This is a genomic window from Legionella sp. W10-070, assembly GCF_900640175.1.
Taxonomy (GTDB): Bacteria; Pseudomonadota; Gammaproteobacteria; order Legionellales; family Legionellaceae; genus Tatlockia.
Genome location: NZ_CAAAJC010000002.1, coordinates 62425 through 80300, shown reverse-complemented (window position 1 = coordinate 80300; position 17876 = coordinate 62425). Strand labels below are relative to the sequence as shown.

The following is a 17876-nucleotide window of genomic DNA, read 5'->3' as shown; positions in this document are numbered from 1 at the left end:
AGGATTTATTGGTAAGTTGTTTTACAATGCGGCATATCTTTTCTTTTCTCGACATAGTTGGCTCCAAATCAAAGAAGGAAGAGACAATTTGACCAGCATCTTTATCAAAAATCAACCAATTTTTACAAGTCGGGATCGCTACCAACTCCAGGGTCTGTGGACAATATTGAAGAAATTCCGGCGAGTCGAGCAAAAAAACCCTACCAGGAATTCCTGGTAAGGTGTTTGCAGATGACTATCCAATTTCAGGGAGTTAGCTGAGGGTTGCATTTTTTCTCCTCCTTAATCAATTTATTAATTAATCTGATTGTCGTTGTTTTACCCCAGGCGCCAGCAAAAAAAGAGTTATTAGTATGCTCATAGATCAACAGCAATTTTTTAGCCTCATCCAATGTCCTTATTCTCTCGTTGCCACTCTGTCCCTGTACCTCTCTCTTAAGGATGTTGAAAGCAACTGCTCTAAATTGCCTTAGAGTCTCACTCCAGGAGTTGGTGTTATGAATTCCGAAGAAACGATCGCGCAATGGATTTTGGTGCTCATTCAACTCTTTGATAGACTTTATTTGAGCATAAAGGTCCACCATATCCTCAAGAGACAGCTTTTCCTGATTTAACTTTACTTGAGCGATTAAAGCTTGCTGCTTGTCTGCTTTTGTTGACGCTTTGTTAATGGCTTCAATTATTGTTTCGACAAGGGAACACTCTGGTGATGACTGGATTTGCGATTCTTGAATTACGGCTTTTTCACGTTGTTTTGATGGGACGTTAGCTATTACCTTTGATTCCTCATCCACTACGTTTGGTTTTATGTCTTCTATTATTGTTTCCACAGGAGAGGTTGGTTGGGATTCTGCCAGTTTGATTTCCTCTTCAATAATTTCATCTGCTTTAATGAGTTGTCCCTCCTCTGTGACAGCAAATGGAAGTTCAGCCGGTAAAGCAGCCTTCATTTGTGCCAGTTGTACTGGAATTGTATTCCCAAGCTTCTCAAGAAAACCTTTTGCCAGCCCTTTTTCCTGCAGCATAAACAAGAGATCAGCAAACGTTTGTTTCTGTTGTTGTTCAGCCTTCTGGTACCAGCTGAAAAGCTTTTCTATGATGAGAGCCAGGTTGTTAACGTCAATAACGCTGTAATTCGCCCCTTGCTGCAGCTGCAACCCATAGAGCTTGTTATATAAACGAAGCATCGGAGCCAGGCATTCAGTGATTTTGGCTTTATCATTAAGGTCTACAGAAGCGAATTCGCTGCCCGCGGTTGCTGTTAAGAGTAATTTAGGACCATACATGACCATCACCGCAGCGTTTTCTTCCCCGCTTCTATTAAGATGATGGATCAGGTTTGTTTGCTCATTCGTTTCAAGCGATTGAAGGGAAGTATTGATAATCTCCACAAAAGCATGCGTTCTTTCTTCGTAATAGCCATCTTCTGCAATTAGAAGCTGGTTTTCGGATTGTTTGGTTTTAAATAAATGACAGCGGAGCATTTGTGCCAGACGTGTCTTTGCGAGAACTTCGTTTTCTTTTTCTGTTGCGTTAAGGATTTCCGGGGTTGCCTGAGCCAGTTTTTGGCGGTAACGATCATAGGCAATGCGGCTGGAGTTTTCATCTAATGGTTGCCTGGCGACTTCAAGCAATGTCTCATAAAGCAGGTTGATTTTCAAATGTAATTCGGGACTTTTGCCAGCGGTGATGCTAACTATAGAATCCAGCGGCGCCGCACCAAAGATGTCATAGCAATGATGGACAAAGACCAAACCTGCCTTTTGAGGATTCTGCTTATAAGCTTCAAAGAATAAATCCAGTCCTTTTTTAACACCTGCGAAAGGAATCTCTCCCTGAATAATTTGGGCAATATTAACCTCATTGCATAGCAGGATTAACTCATCGCAGATCTTAATTGCCTTTTTATCAATGGTTGCAGGTGCAGGCTCTCCCCAGAGCAAATATTCAGTACGGGTGCAGTGATGAAGAGAGGAGCCAGTTGCGCTATAAATCACTAAAGCAGTGTCATGATCGACTTCCGAGTTTGCCTGCTCATAGTCCTCTTTGCTTGTCGAGGTTACCACATTATTTTCAGGGTTAAACTGATGGTAGTTATCATCAAGATAGATTATATACATCCCCTGGGTATTCTTTCTGACTGACTTCTTAATCAGGTCTCCTTTTCCTGCATCATGAATAGCAAGGTGCCAAAGAAAAGCCTGACGATTTTCAGGTGGTTGATTGCTTAAGCAAAGCCGATCCTGGTATTGCTCTGACATTCCTGAAATACCGATAGGAAAGGGTATTTCTAAATTACCATGAAGAGCAATCGAGGCGTAGAGCAGGCTGTTTCCTGTACGTTTAAATTCCATGCCAAACTGCTGCTGCAGAAAACTCTTAACCCGGCGAGTTGGTAAGAGTGCATTACGCATATCATTAAAGAATTGGCTGAATATCAGTGAAGGCTTTGGTGCCTCAAAAACGTCCCTTACTTTTTCTGAGACAGTTAATTCTACTCCAGTTGCCAGCATCAACTCAGCCATTCCTCTTATCAGCTTAAGAAAACTTTCATCCAGAAGGTATTTGTTTTTACCCTTTTGTGCCCAGTCAATTAGCAGAGTAACCAGTTCATTAAGTGATTGGGCTTGATTTTCTGTTAGGTTAGCCAGGGTGAAGCCCTCTGCCTCAGAACCAAAGATGAATAGCGCTTCTGGTTCAAGATTGTCTTGTGATTTTAAGGCAAGCTGTTGTTGTAATTCCATCAGCCCAAGCATTGCCCAGGTTGATTTGATTCCTCGTTCAAGCCCCTCAATACGGGCAGAATTGGCTTGAGGATTTTGCCTTAATTTAAACAGTTCTTCTTTTATAATTAGGATATTTTTATAATGAGGCAATAACAGGGAATTTGCTTTTTGGGCGACAGGCAAGGCTTCTATGGCCAGTACCTGCAGTAAGGCGGTAAAGAAAATAACATCCAACTCTTCCCCATAGACAAAAGATTGCATTTCATTACCAACCGCCAAATCGTTTTCTTCGCCTGGAACTGAACTGTCAATCAATACCCCCGTTTTCTCAATCATGCGTAAATGGAGGTTTGAGGCATTAACGTTTTTGACTGCTGTAAACAACATTTCTTTTTTCAGCTCAGATAATCGAAGCTTTGACCAGTTTCCTTGTTCAAGCAGTATCATCAGGGCAGGAACTGCATCATGGGGCCAGAATCCTTTGTATTTTGAGTGTTTAATGAAGTTAACTATTCCTGACAATAACAAGGGGGAGTAGGCTTGAGCATAGAGAGGATAGGAACGGGCCATTATTTCCGTAAAATTGGCTGACCAGCTGCCACTACCGTCATATTTGGGAAGAGCGCGGGTCGTCCCTGATACCACATGGAAGCTGTTTTGTTTGGTCAAGGCAGTTATCGCAGTCGCAGCTTTTTCAGGATCAGTAATGCGGGCATTGTAGGGAAGTCGATGGGGGTTGGCTGTCCTGGATTGATAATCTTCATCAGTGTACGGTTTATTATAACCCATGCTCGTGACGGTAAATTTTCGCCGTTCTTCTTCTGATAAGGCGCCAAGAAAATCAGCAACGCCCTGAAAGGCGGCAATGCTTATCAAAGACGCCCCTTCAATAGTCGAGGCTTTGACTTTGTTTATCCAATCGTTGCTCTGCTCACTCAAAAGGCAACGTTTATCGCCTGGTTGCCTGGTATAATATTCATTAATTTCCTCGACAGGGTAAAACGCTTCACTGCCGGAGGGCTGGTGATAATATCTTTTCTTTTCTTCATCGTATTGGTAATAGCTGGTTATCGGACCAGGGATTACCTCGGGTAAGGAAGAAAGGGGTAGGCCAAGTTGCTTTTGTATTTTGCTCAGATGCATTGATAAGTATAATGCACGCAAACCATACTTGCCCTCAGGGTGCTGGTTGCCATACTCATCGCAAGGTATCTCATCAGTGGTTACTAATTTAACAGGGGCATCATGTGCTAAAATGCCTGCTGCTTTTGCCTGTAAAATAACGTGAATTGTCGCTATTAAATCGTCACCGTCTTTGCCAGGATCAGTGAAAAAAACAATTGGCTTCATTTTAGCACCCCTAAGTAGGTATTTTAAAAGGGGAGGATTTTACCACAATCTAGTATAAAAAATAGACTTAGTGTTGAGCGAGCTGCCCCCAGACTAAAGTTAACCGAGTAGTAGTAGCCTTGATTACGCTGCGCTTCATCAAGGCTACGCTTTGCTAATTTAAAGTGAAAATAAGTTGCTCCTGCAAAAGTAGTTCGCTTCTATCGCATAGGCTTGGACTTGCTGTTTATATTCCATTGGTATTTTTTATAGAGTGCACAGAACCTATGATTCACGATAAAATGAATTGGTTTAAATTATCCTGGTTGCTGTATGTTTGCTAAATTGATTCTTGCGTTAACTCCGATGGTATTGGCATTGCCGCTTGCGATGGACATTTATGTTCCCGCCATTCCTCATTTGACTCGGGAATTTCACGCCAGCGATACCCAGATGTTGCTGACTTTAAATTTGTTTATGTTAAGTGCCGGTTTAATGCAGCTAATTATTGGCCCTGTTTCCGATCATTTTGGCCGCCGTAAAATAGCCTTGTTAATGATTCTTTGTTTTGCAGTGGGTTCAGTTTGTTGTGGGTTGTCAACGAATGCCAGTCAATTGTTATTTTATCGAATTATTCAAGCGCTGGGTTCCTGTGGGATGATGGTGCTTGGCTTTGCAATGGTTCGCGATCATTATGCAGGGGATAAAAGTGCCAAGGCTTATAGTTTTTTAAATGGCATGATTTCTTTCTCGCCTATTTTTGCTACCTTTATCGGCAGTTATCTCGATCTCTATCTAGGGTGGCCATCGACCTTTTGGGCTTTGCTGCTAGTGGCTCTTCCGGCTTTTTACACAATGGGTATCTGGCTTGATGAGACCCTGCCTGTATCGAAAAGGACGCCTCTGACAAGAAAGGTGTTTATGCAATACCTCCATGTTATCTCTAATCGTGAGTTCATTATTTATACCCTGGCTTCTGCTTTTGGCCACAGCTATCTTTACCTGTTTTGTGCCTTATCGCCTTATTTAATTATCCGCGCTTTGCATATACCACAAACCCAATATGGATTTTATTTCTGCTTCATGGGAATTTCACTGCTTATTGGCAGTTTTGTTGGTGGGCTTGTCGTTGAAAGAATGGGAATTTTTAAAACCTGCCTTTGGGGTTATTTTATTACCTTAGCGGGCGGCTTATGGATGCTTGCCTGGTATCTTCATCAGGGATTAAGCGTCTATAACTTCATTTATCCAATGCTGTTAATTGGTATAGGAGGGACTTTTTGCATGGGGGCAGGGACAGGCGGTTCGATGGCTCCGTTTGATGAAGCCAAGGGAGCGGCGGCAGCGGCAGGCGGCGCGTTGCGTTTTCTTTTTGCTGGAGCTGCAGGTTATTTATTAATCAGTAAAACGGTCGAAACTACCTTGCCTCTGTCTGTTCCGGCTATTTTCTTTAGCCTCTTTGGCCTTGGTGCCTTATTAGTTTTCGCCAAGCGCTCAGCAAGTAAATTACCTGTATTTGATAGTTAATTTCTATCGAATTGATAATAATATTTGATTTTACTTATTATTTGTTCTCCTCTAAAGTTAAGTTGAATGCAAACAACGAGGAGAACATAATGATTACTGTCGGCAAGCAATTTCCTGAATTCCATTTAAAAGCTACAGTCAGTAGAGAAATGCAGGATGCCTTTAAGGTTATTTCCAATGAAACCTATCAAGGCAAATGGTTGGTGGTATTTTTCTGGCCGAAAGACTTCACCTTCGTCTGTCCCACAGAAATTGCTGAATTTGGTAAGTTGAATGAAGAATTCAGCGAGCGTGATACTCAGGTTTTAGGTGCAAGCGTTGATAGTGAATTTGTGCACCTGGCATGGCGAAATCAACATCCTGATTTACATGACCTGCCTTTTCCAATGTTAGCTGATATCAAGCGCGAACTGACTCAGGCTTTAGGCATTCTGGACGAGCAGGAAGGGGTTGCGCAACGCGCCACCTTTATTGTCGACCCTCAGGGCATTACCCGTTTTGTCATGGTCACTGATTTGAATGTCGGCCGTAATCCGCAGGAAGTCCTTCGTGTGCTTGATGCCTTGCAAACCGATGAACTTTGTCCATGCAATTGGAAAAAGGGAGAGGAAACAATTCATGTCGAATAAAAATTAAGAGGATAAAATCATGCTAGATAATATTAAACAACAATTACCTGAGTTTGCTAAAGATATTCGCTTAAATCTTACCAAAGTCCTTGATGTGACCCAAACAGATGGTTTAACCGAGCAACAGGTTGTCGGTGCTGCTTTGGCAGTAGCATACCATCTGGGCAATCAGGAGTTAACCAATGGATTGCAAGCGCTGACAAAGGAAGAAGCAGTGATTGAAGCAGCAAAACTTGCTGCCAGCTTAATGGCCATGAGTAATATCTATTACCGTTTTGTCCATCTTAGTGAACAGCCTGAGCTTGCTCATGTTCCAGCAGGTCTGCGTATGCAGGGGATGATGAATCCAGGTGTTGATCGGGTCACTTTTGAGGTGTTGTCATTGGCAATATCCATATTAAATGGCTGCGGGGCTTGCATTAGTGCGCATAGCCGCCAGTTAAAGGAGCATGGGCTATCTGCACAAGCGCTCTCCCGTATTGGCCGGATAAGTGCTGTGATTCATGCAGCCCATGTTAGTCTGAGCCTGTAATATTAATTGCTGATCATCTGATCAGCATTAGGTTCTGTGCGCTTATCTACTATCTTGGCCAAAAAGCCTTGATTTTCTTCGCTCCGATGCTCACATACTTCTATGTATGCTCCGCTTCGGTGCTCGCCAATCAAGGCTTTTTGACTCAAGCTAGCGATAAGTGCGCAGACCTATCCAATATTCTCCCGATTTTTAAACTTGATTATGTTGAATTAATTGTGTACTTTTTGTCCTTCCAAAGCTAAAATTGCAGGCTTTAAGCCCTAAATGACTTGGATTGTCTGATTAAGCCAATGTCAAAAAAGCGTGTTTTTATATCTTGGGAGTAGGAGGAAGTATGCAGCTTGAGGAATTTTTAAACTGGTTAAGAAGTGATGAGGTTGAGAGTAAATGGACGCTTAAGGATATTACTAAAGAAGAGATTCAACAAGCTGTAAAAGAAGTACCGCTGGAAGCTAATCCAGAGTTAAAAAAATTTGCTGAGCTGTGCGAAAAGGAATTAAAAAATAGTGAAGAAAAGGTATCACCGGCGTTTGCGATTGCGCTTACCTTCCTTTGTAAAGAAGATAAACCAAAGAGTGAAAAAATACAAAAGCTCTTTGACGATCTTTCGGCTATAGATAAAAATTATGCTTTGGAACTCGGCTTTAAGATAGGTATTTCGCAAAAAAAGCTTCAGGGCTTTTATTCTCAATGGAAAATTAAAGCGGATATTGCTTTGCAAATGGCAACCCGATATAGTCGTTTGACCATCATAGACTGGCTTAGTCAACAACGTGATGCTTGTACTCCAGAAGGGGTGCGTCGTGCATTCAATCTAGCAGCAGAAAATGCTGACTATGACGTCATATTGCGTCTAACGCAACTCTCCCCTAGCCAACTTGCTGTGAGCCAGGCTTTAGAAACTGTGGTTAACCGTCTTAATTCCAATCAAGTTTTATCTCAGAATGATAACCTGTTGAAAATTTGTAAACTCCTGAGTGAAGCAGAGTATGTAGTTGACAATAAGACAGTGAAACTTGAGCGTCCCTTCCGGCATTATAGAGACAATTTATTAGAGTCGGCGGCAAGAACAGGGCATTTTCAAGTAGTAAAGTATCTTTGTTCTAAGGAAGATAAAGATCTGCAGCCCAGCCAGGATGGTGTTGATAAAGCACTTATTGCCTCCTTGGTTCATAAGCATGTCACCATCGCTCAACTTCTTTTGCGCTTGGCAATCAAGCCTTCTCAGAAAGTGATTGATGCCTCATTGGATCAGTATGTACGGGATGTAAATGGAGAGGGCATCAGATTACTGTGTAATTTACGGGAGAACAGGCCTGGTCCGCAGGCGGTAAGAGCGGCTATTAAGGAATTAACCAACAAAAACAGGGTAGCCTTGGTGGCCTGGATCAAGAATTCCCAGTCTCATGCTCATCTTGCCTACAAACGCCTTTATGCGCCTGATGATAAACCTGAATATAAGATTGCGGCATTGCTGAACGATTATACTAAAAATGATTGTTTATTTGTCCGGCTTGTTTGTGGTCATCCAAGGCGTAATCATGTAGCGGAAGTAGCCAAATTGGTGAGGGAAATCGAGAATGGTCAATTGAGCTCTTATAAAGAGATCCTGGAGGCGTTAGAGGCGATCCCTCTGAAAAGTCCTGAAGGTTCGCTTGCAAGGCGTATTCATCATATCCGTCATTATATGATTGAAAGTAAGGCTGAGGCCAGTGAGGAGTTCACACTACAAAATATGCAACGGTGTAGCTAACCTGGGATCTGTGAACAACAATTAGCCACATTTTCGCTTTGCGAAAAAATTGGTCCACAGAACCTAAGAGCGCAGGAAAGTATTTTTCAAGATTGAGAATCTCTCCTGCGATAATTTGAGAAGACAGGCTTATTTTACTACACCACAGGCAATGCGATCACCGCCGCCGCCAAGAGGGGGATGGTCGCTATAATTATCACCGCCTGCGTGAACCATCACTGCCAGCCCCTTCAAATCACTGGTTTTTAAACGTGGTGCCAGAGTAGCAGTGTTGGCATTGCCATCCTCAGTGACATAAAGGACAGGTAAATCCCCCAGATGGCCTTTCCCATAAGGGCCTTGATGGCTGTTTGTTTCGGTTGGATCATAATGCCCACCGGCATGCTTGCCACTGTCTCCGCAATCAGGGTGTTGATGGAGATGAAAGCCACGTAATCCGGGTGGTAATGAGGAGAGTGCGGGCAGTACTAATAACCCATACTCAGTATCTTTAAAAATAACCTCTCCAATTTCCTGTTTATCTTTGTCGGTAGTGTAAATAGTGACAGCTACTTCAGTGGCATGGCTGGTTACGCAGAGTAAAAGGGATAAGATAGCGATGGTTAATTTGTTCATGATGCTCCCTGCATTTAAAGTAAAATAATAAAAATCTTAGGTTCTGTGCACTTATCTACTATCTTGGCCAAAAAGCCTTGATTTTCTGCGCTCCGATGCTCACATACTCCTATGTATGCTCCGCTTCGGTGCTCGCCAATCAAGGCTTCTTGACTCAAGCTAGCGATAAGTTCACAGAACCTGGATAGCCCCTATTTTTAACTGGCTCCATTATAACCTGATCCAATTGAACAAGTTAATTTACGGCCAGTCGGTGGTGTAATTAAAAGTACAGTTTTTCTGAATTATACCGCCAGGAAACCATACTTTTATCCGCCCTCAATCGACCTGTCAAGATTCTTCTGTAGGCAGGCTTATCTTTTTTTTCCTGGCTGATTCATAACGGGCTTTCATTTCAATATCAATGTAACGGTCAGTTGTGGTACTGGAGCTGTGGCCTGCATCATCCCGAACATGTTCCCTTGGCCGGATTTTAACATCTTCCGAGATACCGGTGTGCCTTAACCAGTGGACGGTCGCTGCAGCTAAATTATCAGCTTCTTCTAGCTGATTTTTCATACGTAGATCCTCTGCTGCCAGATCAAAGCAAAGCTGTACAAGGCGGCGTATCGGTGCAGTGTCACTCATGGGACCATTGCCTCGAATTCTGGGAATCAACGGTGAATTATCGGATGGTGAGGGCAGAGGAGAAAAACCCAGAAACTGTCGCCACCGTGCCAAGCTTGCAAGCATGGCTTCACTGACTGCTACTTGTCGTTCCTTATTGCCTTTTCCGACCGTGGTGAACCACCAGTAGCCATTAGAATCCTTGGAAAAATCATTCATTGTTGGCACCCAACGTTCACTTGCAGCAAGTTCGGATATTCTTAGGTACATGCCAAACAACATCGATAAAATAAAGCGAGTGCGCTCATGTTTCTCTGGATCTTGCTGGGCAAGCTTTTCTGCTGCATCTAACACTGCTTGCCACTGATTGAGACTCAGACGCCTGACAGGGGCGTTTTGCTGACGCTTGCGGATGAATTTACTTTTTTGCCGGATTAGGGCAACTGGATTTGATAGCAGATATTCCTCAGCAACCAGGAAATTAAAAAAAGTACTTAGAATGGCCAGAATTTCCTGGATCGCACCCTGGGATAGATTAAATTGCTCGATAGCGGGTGTTTTCCCCTGCATCCTTTGTGATTTGCTCACGCTTGCGACAAAAGGACGCCAGTCTTCATTAGGTACTCGCTTACCGTCTTTTTCAACAAAGCGGTTTACTTTCTTTACACTAATCCAGGTCGAGGGAGGGTTCTGGCAAAAATGCACAAACTGCTCGATATCGCCCCTCTTTAATTCAGCGAGCGTTGTTTTTTTTATATGCCAGCACCATTGCAATAAACGCTCAGCTTCCCGTCGATAGCTGTTAAAAGTTCCCAGGCTACCCGTATAACTCTTGAGAAAATTTAAACTATAGTAGAAGTCTTTCTGGAAGCGGGCAGCAGGTAAAATGACATTCTCATGGTTTTTATGGAGGTATTTAATATTGTCGAATAAAGGTAAAAGCAGCGCTTTCATAGAAGTTTTGTTAAAAATAAAATTTAATGCTAACCAATAAATAACTGAGCAGCAACGAATCTTTTTTTATCTGCTATAATAGCCTGATGTATCTTGGGCATATTTGCCGTGGTGGACTGCAGATACAGGATGAAGGATGTTAATCGTTGTACATTGCTGATAGATTAAAAAATTAATTGGTTAGGTTATTGACCTCATGCATTGCTGCGAGTATCATTTGCGCTCTGTCCTTGGACGGGTTGACGGGGTGTAGCGCAGTCTGGTAGCGCGCCTGCTTTGGGAGCAGGATGTCGGGGGTTCGAATCCCTCCACCCCGACCAAAATTTTGCGCCCGTAGCTCATCTGGATAGAGCATCGGCCTTCTAAGCCGAGGGTAGCAGGTTCGAATCCTGCCGGGCGTGCCAGCCTTGCAGAATTCCTGATTAGTGAGCAAGTGCAATGGTGAGCGTAGCTCAGTTGGTAGAGCCCCGGGTTGTGATCCCGGTTGTCGTGGGTTCGAGTCCCATCGTTCACCCCATATCCTTTAAAAAAAATTATCTAAACTTAAGATTCATTCGAGTCTTTACAAGAAAGTCTTACTGTTTGATAATTCCACCCTGTTTTTGCGAAAGTGGCGGAACTGGTAGACGCGCTGGATTTAGGTTCCAGTGGGGCAACCCGTGAGAGTTCGAGTCTCTCCTTTCGCACCATTTGATGATAATTTCCAAGAGGTGACTAGATGCAAGTTTCTGTTGAGACCTTGAGTGGTTTGGAACGTAAAGTAACGGTTTCGGTGCCAACCGAGAAAGTAGAGGAAGAAGTGAGCTTACGTCTCAAAGATCTTGCTCGTAAAGCGAAGGTTGATGGTTTTCGACCAGGCAAAGTGCCTATGCATATTGTGAAAAATCGATATTCTGACAGTGTGCGTGAAGATGTTGCGAGAGAAATGGTGCAATCCACCTTATATGAAGCTTTGCAAAACAATAAACTGAATCCAGCAGGCTCCCCGTTTGTCGAACCGACACAAGTTGAGTCTGGGAAAGACTTTATTTATACCGCGACCTTTGAAGTATTCCCAGAAATTAGCATTGCAGAATTAAGTGGCGATCAAATTGAAATTATCCGTTCTGAAGTGACGGATAAAGATGTTGATGACATGCTGGAAAAATTACGCGAGCAAAACAAAGAATGGCATGAGGTTTCAAGAGCCGTTGCCAAAGATGACAAAGCGGTTATTGATTTTGAAGGCTTCCTTGGCGATGAGCCGTTTGAAGGTGGAAGTGCTCAAGGTTATGAAATTGTCATTGGCTCTGGCGGGATGATTCCAGGCTTTGAAGAAGGACTAATCGGTGGTGAGAAAGACAAGCCGTTCGATATTAAAGTCACATTCCCTGAAGACTATGGGCATAAGGATTTGGCGGGTAAGGAAGCTACCTTCAAAATTACCATACACAAAGTATTGGAAGGCAAGCTGCCTGCGCTGGATGATGCCTTTGCCGAAAAATTTAATATCAAGGAAGGCGGCATTGAAGCCTTAAGAAAAGATATTAAAGACAATATGGTACGTGAACTCGAACGACGAGTAAGCTCTATGAATCGGGAAAAAATCTTTGATCAATTAATGGCAATCAATAAATTTGACTTGCCAAAAGCACTCATTGATCAGGAAATCGAACATCTGAAACATGATATGTATCACCGTATTTTTGGCCATGAGCATTCAGATAATGAAAAAATACCTGATTTCCCCAGAGCATTGTTTGAGGAGCAGGCCACACGCCGTGTTCATCTTGGCCTATTGTTTTCCGAGTATGTGAAGAAGCATGAATTAGTTGCTGATAAGGCTCGGGTTGAGGCGATGATTGATAAATTTGCCAGTGCTTATGAAGATCCAGACGAGCTTCGCAACTGGTATCAAAGCAGCAAAGAGCGTCTTGCTGAAATCGAAGCACTGGTGATGGAAGAGATGGTTGCCGAAAAAATTAGCGAAAATGCCAAACTGGTTGAGAAGAAAACCCATTATGATGATGTGATGAACCCTAAAAAGGATATTGAGAGCAAGGAGGAGTAATATGGCAACTTATTCAGATAACTTGATAAGAAATGCTGGTAATCTGGTGCCTATGGTCATTGAACAGACGTCCAGAGGCGAGCGATCTTATGATATTTACTCAAGGCTGCTGAAAGAACGTATTATTTTTCTTTTAGGCGAGGTTGAGGATCATATGGCTAACCTGGTAGTAGCCCAGTTGCTATTCCTGGAGTCAGAAAATCCAGATAAGGATATTTCATTGTATATTAACTCGCCTGGTGGTGTTGTGACTGCCGGGCTTGCTATTTATGACACAATGCAATTTATCAAACCGGATGTCAGTACGTTGTGCATCGGGCAGGCAGCCAGTGCGGCAGCACTTTTATTATGTGCTGGCGCGGAAGGAAAACGATTCTGCTTGCCAAACTCAAGAGTGATGATCCATCAGCCTTTAGGTGGCTACAGAGGTCAGGCGACAGACATTGAAATTCATGCCCGCGAAACATTAGCCGTGCGTGAGCGTTTGAATAGCATTATGGCCCAGCATACGAAGAAAACTCCGGATCAAATCATGCGTGATACCGAGCGTGATAACTTTATGAGTGCCCCACAGGCAGCAGAATATGGTCTGGTGGATAAAATCCTCCATGATCGTGGTGCATTGATTGCTTCTGAATGAAGTGAAATATGGTAAGCTCCATAGTAACCCTGGTATCTGAATTCAGATACCAGGGTTAAGCGCCAGATTGGGTTCTGGGCAGAAGCCCTTACTCAATGAGGACTGCCATTTTGGGAGCTGTAATGACTGGCGTTATTTTTCTAATTGTCTAAAATTTTACTAGATTACCAAGAAATCAGGTAACAGTAAGAAAGGGGTTTGTAGATGAGTAAAACCGGTAACGGAGATAATGACAAAGTTTTATATTGTTCATTTTGCGGAAAAAGTCAGCATGAAGTGAAAAAATTGATAGCTGGCCCTTCTGTTTTTGTTTGTGATGAATGCGTTGAATTATGTAATGACATCATTCGTGAAGAAACTCAAGAGATCCGAGAGGAGAGTGAAACTCGTTTACCTACACCTAAAGAAATATCCAATTCTCTTGATGAATATGTGATTGGCCAGACCCATGCGAAGAAGGTTTTATCTGTTGCAGTTTACAACCATTATAAGCGGTTGCAGCATAAAACTGAGGATGGCATCGAACTGGGTAAAAGCAACATTTTGCTGATAGGTCCAACGGGAAGTGGTAAAACCTTACTTGCTCAAACACTGGCCCGGTTATTGAATGTGCCATTCACCATGGCTGATGCAACGACGCTTACAGAAGCGGGCTACGTAGGGGAAGATGTTGAAAATATCATTCAGAAATTACTGCAAAAGTGCGATTATGATGTTGATAAAGCCCAGCAAGGGATAGTGTACATTGATGAAATTGATAAAATTTCACGTAAATCAGATAATCCCTCGATAACTCGCGATGTATCAGGTGAAGGTGTTCAGCAAGCATTGCTGAAATTGATAGAAGGGACAATCGCGTCAGTTCCACCCCAAGGTGGACGAAAACACCCACAACAAGAATTTTTACAGGTTGATACTTCAAATATTTTGTTTATTTGCGGAGGGGCTTTTGCTGGCCTTGATAAAGTTATCCGTGAACGGAGTGATAAATCGGGCATAGGTTTTGCCGCACAGCTAAAAAACAAAAAAGATAATCAAAGTATCGAAAAAGTGCTCAGTGAACTTGAATCTGAAGATCTGGTCAAATATGGGTTGATCCCGGAATTTGTGGGACGATTGCCCGTGGTGACAACTCTACAGGAATTAGATGAAGCAGCATTGATTGAAATCCTGACGAAACCTAAAAATGCACTGACCAAGCAGTTTCATGCATTGTTTAAAATGGAAGATGTGGAACTGGAATTCCGCGAAGAGGCATTGCATTTAATTGCTAAAAAAGCACTGGAAAGAAAAATAGGCGCTCGAGGTCTGCGTGCTATCCTTGAAAATATACTTTTAGACACCATGTATGAATTACCTTCATTAGAAGGTGTAAATAAAGTAGTTATCGATGAAAGTGTTATCAATAGCACAGGGAAACCCATTCTTATCTATGAGAATGAGGAAAGTAAACAATCTGCTGCTGGAGGACGGGAGTAAGCTTTGGTGGCTCTAGGATCTGTGCCCTTATCTACTATCTTGGCCAAAAAGCCTTGATTTTCTGCGCTCCGATGCTCACATACTTCTATGTATGCTCCGCTTCGGTGCTCGCCAATCAAGGCTTTTTGACTCAAGCTAGCGATAAGTCAGAACCTAATACAATAAATTTTCTTGAGCTTATTTAATTAGTTAGGCTTCAGGGAATTTTATGCGTATTAAAGAGACAGCATGAGCTTGTAATGCGTGCAGCATAAGCAAAAGGCGATGCTTTAAATCGGATGCTGGATATTAATAATGTCCAGGCTCTGTGAACCAATTTTTTCACGGCTGCAACTGCGGCTAATTGGCAATTATCCATATTTTCGCTCTGCGAAAAATTGGTTCACAGAGCCTGGGCAGAGGTTGATTTGTCTGCATAATAAACATCTGCTAAAGCGAATACTTTTTCCCATGGATTACCGTTTTGAATAAGGGCTGAATATGTCTAGCGAAAGCGAAAAAGAATTAATGATCGCGAAAGAAAATGAAGAAGTGACACCGTCATTATTACCTGTACTGCCTTTGCGAGATGTTGTTGTTTACCCGCATATGGTTATTCCTTTGTTTGTGGGGCGAGATAAGTCCATTAAAGCACTGGAAGCTTCAATGCTGGACAACAAACAGATTTTTCTTGTAGCTCAAAGGAAATCTTCCAATGATGATCCTGGTGCGGAAGATGTTTACACAGTAGGTACTGTTTCCAGTGTCTTGCAGTTACTAAAATTACCTGATGGGACAGTTAAGGTTCTGGTAGAAGGTGAACAGCGTGCGCGCGTGAAGCATTATTCTGAGGAAAAAGGTTTTCTTGAGGCAACACTGGAATCTGTTGACGAAGTGAGCGAATCGATTGAAAAGCAGGAAATTGAAATCCTGATGCGTTCACTCATGTCGCAATTCGAGCAGTACATTAAACTTAATAAAAAAATCCCTCCGGAAGTTTTAAGTTCATTAGCTGGTATTGAAGAGCCAGGTCGATTAGCAGATACAATTGCTGCTCATTTGTCATTGAAAGTAGAGGACAAGCAGCAGTTGCTCGAGACGCTTGATATCGGTAGCCGTCTTGAACGATTGATGGCTTTTATTGAAGTTGAAATTGATTTGCTCCATGTAGAAAAAAGGGTTCGGGGCCGCGTCAAGCGCCAGATGGAAAAAAGCCAGCGCGAGTACTACCTGAATGAACAGATTAAAGCCATACAGAAAGAATTGGGTGAGCTGACTGAAGAAGGCAATGAAATTGAACAGCTGGAAAAGTCGATCAACAAAGCAGGTATGCCGAAAGAAGCAAAAGAGAAATCACTTTCTGAACTGCAGAAATTAAAAATGATGTCGCCGATGTCAGCAGAAGCGACTGTGATTCGTAATTATTTGGACTGGATGCTTAGCGTTCCCTGGAAGAAAAAAAATAAAATCCAGTTTGATTTGACTAAAGCCGAACGCTTATTAGACAAAGAGCATCATGGATTGGAGAAAGTTAAGGAACGCATCATTGAATATCTGGCGGTACAGCAACGCGTCAAACGCTTGAAGGGCCCCATTTTATGTCTGGTCGGGCCTCCAGGGGTAGGGAAAACGTCCTTGGGTCAGTCCATTGCTAATGCAACAGGCAGAACATTTATACGTATTGCATTAGGTGGTGTGAGGGATGAAGCTGAAATTCGTGGTCATCGACGGACTTATATTGGTTCCATGCCGGGAAAAATTATCCAGAAGCTATGCAAAGCCGGTGTGAAAAATCCGTTAATTATGCTGGATGAAGTTGACAAGATGGCGATGGATTTTCGTGGTGATCCTGCCGCGGCGTTGCTTGAAGTACTTGATCCTGAGCAAAATCATACCTTCAGCGACCATTATCTGGAAGTCGATTATGACTTGAGTGATGTTATGTTCATCGCCACGGCTAATTCCCTTGAAATTCCAGCACCGCTGCTGGATCGGATGGAAGTTATCCGTTTGGCAGGGTATACGGAAGACGAGAAAGGCAATATCGCACAAAATTATCTGATACCAAAGCAGCTAATCCTGAATGGTTTGAAAACCAGTGAGATTAATATTGCAGACAGTGCTGTGCGCGAAATTATTCGCCATTATACACGTGAGGCTGGTGTACGGAATCTCGAGCGTGATATAGCAAGTATTTGCCGCAAGGTAGTAAAAGAAATACTAACGGGTAAAAGAGTCAAGAAGGTAACAGTTTCACGCAATAATATTGAAAAATATTTAGGGGTTAAAAAATTCCGTTATGGTCTGGCTGAAGAATTCGATCAGGTAGGCCAGGTTACAGGACTGGCCTGGACAAGCGTTGGGGGTGAGCTATTGACGATAGAAGCTTCCATGATGCCCGGTAAAGGAAAAGCAATGTATACGGGGCAGTTAGGTGAGGTGATGCAGGAATCTATTCATGCAGCAATGACAGTAGTCAGAAGTCGTGCCAAATCTTTTGGAATCCCGGATGATTTTTATGATAAGAATGACTTCCACGTTCACGTACCTGAAGGAGCCACGCCTAAAGATGGGCCTAGTGCCGGTATCGGCATGTGTACGGCATTGGTTTCAGTGCTGACGCATATACCTGTTCGTGCCGATGTGGCGATGACGGGTGAAATAACATTAAGGGGGCAGGTGCTTCCCATTGGCGGACTTAAGGAAAAATTATTAGCAGCACATCGTGGAGGGATTAAGCAGGTGATTATACCTGAAGAAAACCGTAAAGATCTTGAAGAGATTCCGGATAACGTATTGAAGAAGTTGTCAATTCATCCGGTTAAATCGATTGAAGAGGTTTTAGCATTAGCTTTACAACGTAATCCTGTTGAAAATGTTTCCGCAGCTGAACTTCCTGAAGTAGCTCAGAATAAAAGTTCAAAAAAAAATAAAAATAAGGATTTACATACCCATTAATAACAGGTATATTTCACACCGTTGCCCGCTAGTGGCGGGCACGCAGGGATGTAACTGCTTGACTGAGGTTGGAAGTTCTGATTTAATCGCCTCGGG

The 17876-nt window shown here is 42.8% G+C and carries 11 protein-coding genes and 4 tRNA genes; 12 read left to right on the top strand and 3 right to left on the bottom strand.

Annotated elements, in window-relative coordinates; translation table 11 throughout:
- Positions 1–245 precede the first annotated feature (245 nt).
- Positions 246–4076: a hypothetical protein gene (locus E1O65_RS01310; RefSeq protein WP_133131792.1), complete on the bottom strand. Its 3831-nt coding sequence runs from the start codon at positions 4074–4076 to the stop codon at positions 246–248.
- 312 nt (positions 4077–4388) lie between these two features.
- Between E1O65_RS01310 and E1O65_RS01305 the strand changes: the two genes are divergently transcribed.
- The 4 genes from E1O65_RS01305 to E1O65_RS01290 all read left to right on the top strand — a co-directional run bounded on the left by E1O65_RS01305 (position 4389) and on the right by E1O65_RS01290 (position 8499).
- A complete protein-coding gene (locus tag E1O65_RS01305) occupies positions 4389–5582 on the top strand; it encodes a multidrug effflux MFS transporter (RefSeq protein WP_133131791.1) in 1194 nt (397 codons plus the stop codon).
- A gap of 89 nt (positions 5583–5671) precedes the next feature.
- Positions 5672–6211 (top strand): peroxiredoxin, encoded by a 540-nt coding sequence (locus E1O65_RS01300; protein ID WP_133131790.1) that lies wholly within the window; start codon positions 5672–5674, stop codon positions 6209–6211.
- A gap of 19 nt (positions 6212–6230) precedes the next feature.
- Positions 6231–6743, top strand: a complete 513-nt coding sequence (locus tag E1O65_RS01295) for a carboxymuconolactone decarboxylase family protein (RefSeq protein ID WP_133131789.1) — start codon at positions 6231–6233, stop codon at positions 6741–6743.
- A gap of 337 nt (positions 6744–7080) precedes the next feature.
- Positions 7081–8499 (top strand): DUF5617 domain-containing protein, encoded by a 1419-nt coding sequence (locus tag E1O65_RS01290; RefSeq protein WP_133131788.1) that lies wholly within the window; start codon positions 7081–7083, stop codon positions 8497–8499.
- Positions 8500–8628: 129 nt separating this feature from the next.
- On the opposite strand, the gene E1O65_RS01285 is transcribed toward E1O65_RS01290, so the two are convergent.
- Together E1O65_RS01285 and E1O65_RS01280 are read right to left on the bottom strand one after the other, a co-directional pair.
- On the bottom strand, positions 8629–9114 hold the full coding sequence (locus E1O65_RS01285) for a superoxide dismutase family protein (RefSeq protein WP_133131787.1): 486 nt from the start codon (positions 9112–9114) through the stop codon (positions 8629–8631).
- Between the two features lie 330 nt (positions 9115–9444).
- Positions 9445–10674, bottom strand: a complete 1230-nt coding sequence (locus E1O65_RS01280; RefSeq protein WP_133131786.1) for a tyrosine-type recombinase/integrase — start codon at positions 10672–10674, stop codon at positions 9445–9447.
- 243 nt (positions 10675–10917) lie between these two features.
- Between E1O65_RS01280 and E1O65_RS01275 the strand changes: the two genes are divergently transcribed.
- From E1O65_RS01275 to lon, 8 genes are all read left to right on the top strand, one after another.
- Positions 10918–10994: transfer RNA gene (locus E1O65_RS01275), tRNA-Pro, on the top strand.
- Positions 10995–11001: 7 nt separating this feature from the next.
- A tRNA-Arg gene (locus E1O65_RS01270) sits at positions 11002–11078 on the top strand.
- Positions 11079–11115: 37 nt separating this feature from the next.
- Positions 11116–11191, top strand: a tRNA-His gene (locus E1O65_RS01265).
- A gap of 87 nt (positions 11192–11278) precedes the next feature.
- A tRNA-Leu gene (locus tag E1O65_RS01260) sits at positions 11279–11363 on the top strand.
- A 29-nt stretch (positions 11364–11392) separates the two neighbouring features.
- Positions 11393–12724 carry a trigger factor gene (gene tig / locus E1O65_RS01255; RefSeq protein ID WP_133131785.1) on the top strand — a complete coding sequence of 444 codons (1332 nt, stop codon included), beginning with the start codon at positions 11393–11395 and terminating at the stop codon, positions 12722–12724.
- A gap of 1 nt (position 12725) precedes the next feature.
- Complete coding sequence (clpP, locus tag E1O65_RS01250) at positions 12726–13364, top strand: ATP-dependent Clp endopeptidase proteolytic subunit ClpP (protein ID WP_133131784.1); 639 nt, start codon at positions 12726–12728, stop codon at positions 13362–13364.
- A 204-nt stretch (positions 13365–13568) separates the two neighbouring features.
- On the top strand, positions 13569–14843 hold the full coding sequence (clpX, locus tag E1O65_RS01245) for an ATP-dependent Clp protease ATP-binding subunit ClpX (protein WP_133131783.1): 1275 nt from the start codon (positions 13569–13571) through the stop codon (positions 14841–14843).
- A gap of 507 nt (positions 14844–15350) precedes the next feature.
- Positions 15351–17780 (top strand): endopeptidase La, encoded by a 2430-nt coding sequence (gene lon / locus E1O65_RS01240; RefSeq protein ID WP_302473902.1) that lies wholly within the window; start codon positions 15351–15353, stop codon positions 17778–17780.
- Positions 17781–17876: the final 96 nt, after the last annotated feature.

Excerpts from the sequence above, each read along its gene's own strand:
- E1O65_RS01310 (WP_133131792.1), bottom strand. The coding sequence starts at position 4,076 with ATGAAGCCAATTGTTTTTTTCACTGATCCTGGCAAAGACGGTGACGAT.
- E1O65_RS01285 (WP_133131787.1), bottom strand. The coding sequence starts at position 9,114 with ATGAACAAATTAACCATCGCTATCTTATCCCTTTTACTCTGCGTAACC.
- clpX (WP_133131783.1), top strand. The coding sequence starts at position 13,569 with ATGAGTAAAACCGGTAACGGAGATAATGACAAAGTTTTATATTGTTCA.
- tig (WP_133131785.1), top strand. The coding sequence starts at position 11,393 with ATGCAAGTTTCTGTTGAGACCTTGAGTGGTTTGGAACGTAAAGTAACG.
- E1O65_RS01280 (WP_133131786.1), bottom strand. The coding sequence starts at position 10,674 with ATGAAAGCGCTGCTTTTACCTTTATTCGACAATATTAAATACCTCCAT.
- lon (WP_302473902.1), top strand. The coding sequence starts at position 15,351 with ATGATCGCGAAAGAAAATGAAGAAGTGACACCGTCATTATTACCTGTA.
- E1O65_RS01300 (WP_133131790.1), top strand. The coding sequence starts at position 5,672 with ATGATTACTGTCGGCAAGCAATTTCCTGAATTCCATTTAAAAGCTACA.
- E1O65_RS01290 (WP_133131788.1), top strand. The coding sequence starts at position 7,081 with ATGCAGCTTGAGGAATTTTTAAACTGGTTAAGAAGTGATGAGGTTGAG.
- E1O65_RS01305 (WP_133131791.1), top strand. The coding sequence starts at position 4,389 with ATGTTTGCTAAATTGATTCTTGCGTTAACTCCGATGGTATTGGCATTG.
- E1O65_RS01295 (WP_133131789.1), top strand. The coding sequence starts at position 6,231 with ATGCTAGATAATATTAAACAACAATTACCTGAGTTTGCTAAAGATATT.
- clpP (WP_133131784.1), top strand. The coding sequence starts at position 12,726 with ATGGCAACTTATTCAGATAACTTGATAAGAAATGCTGGTAATCTGGTG.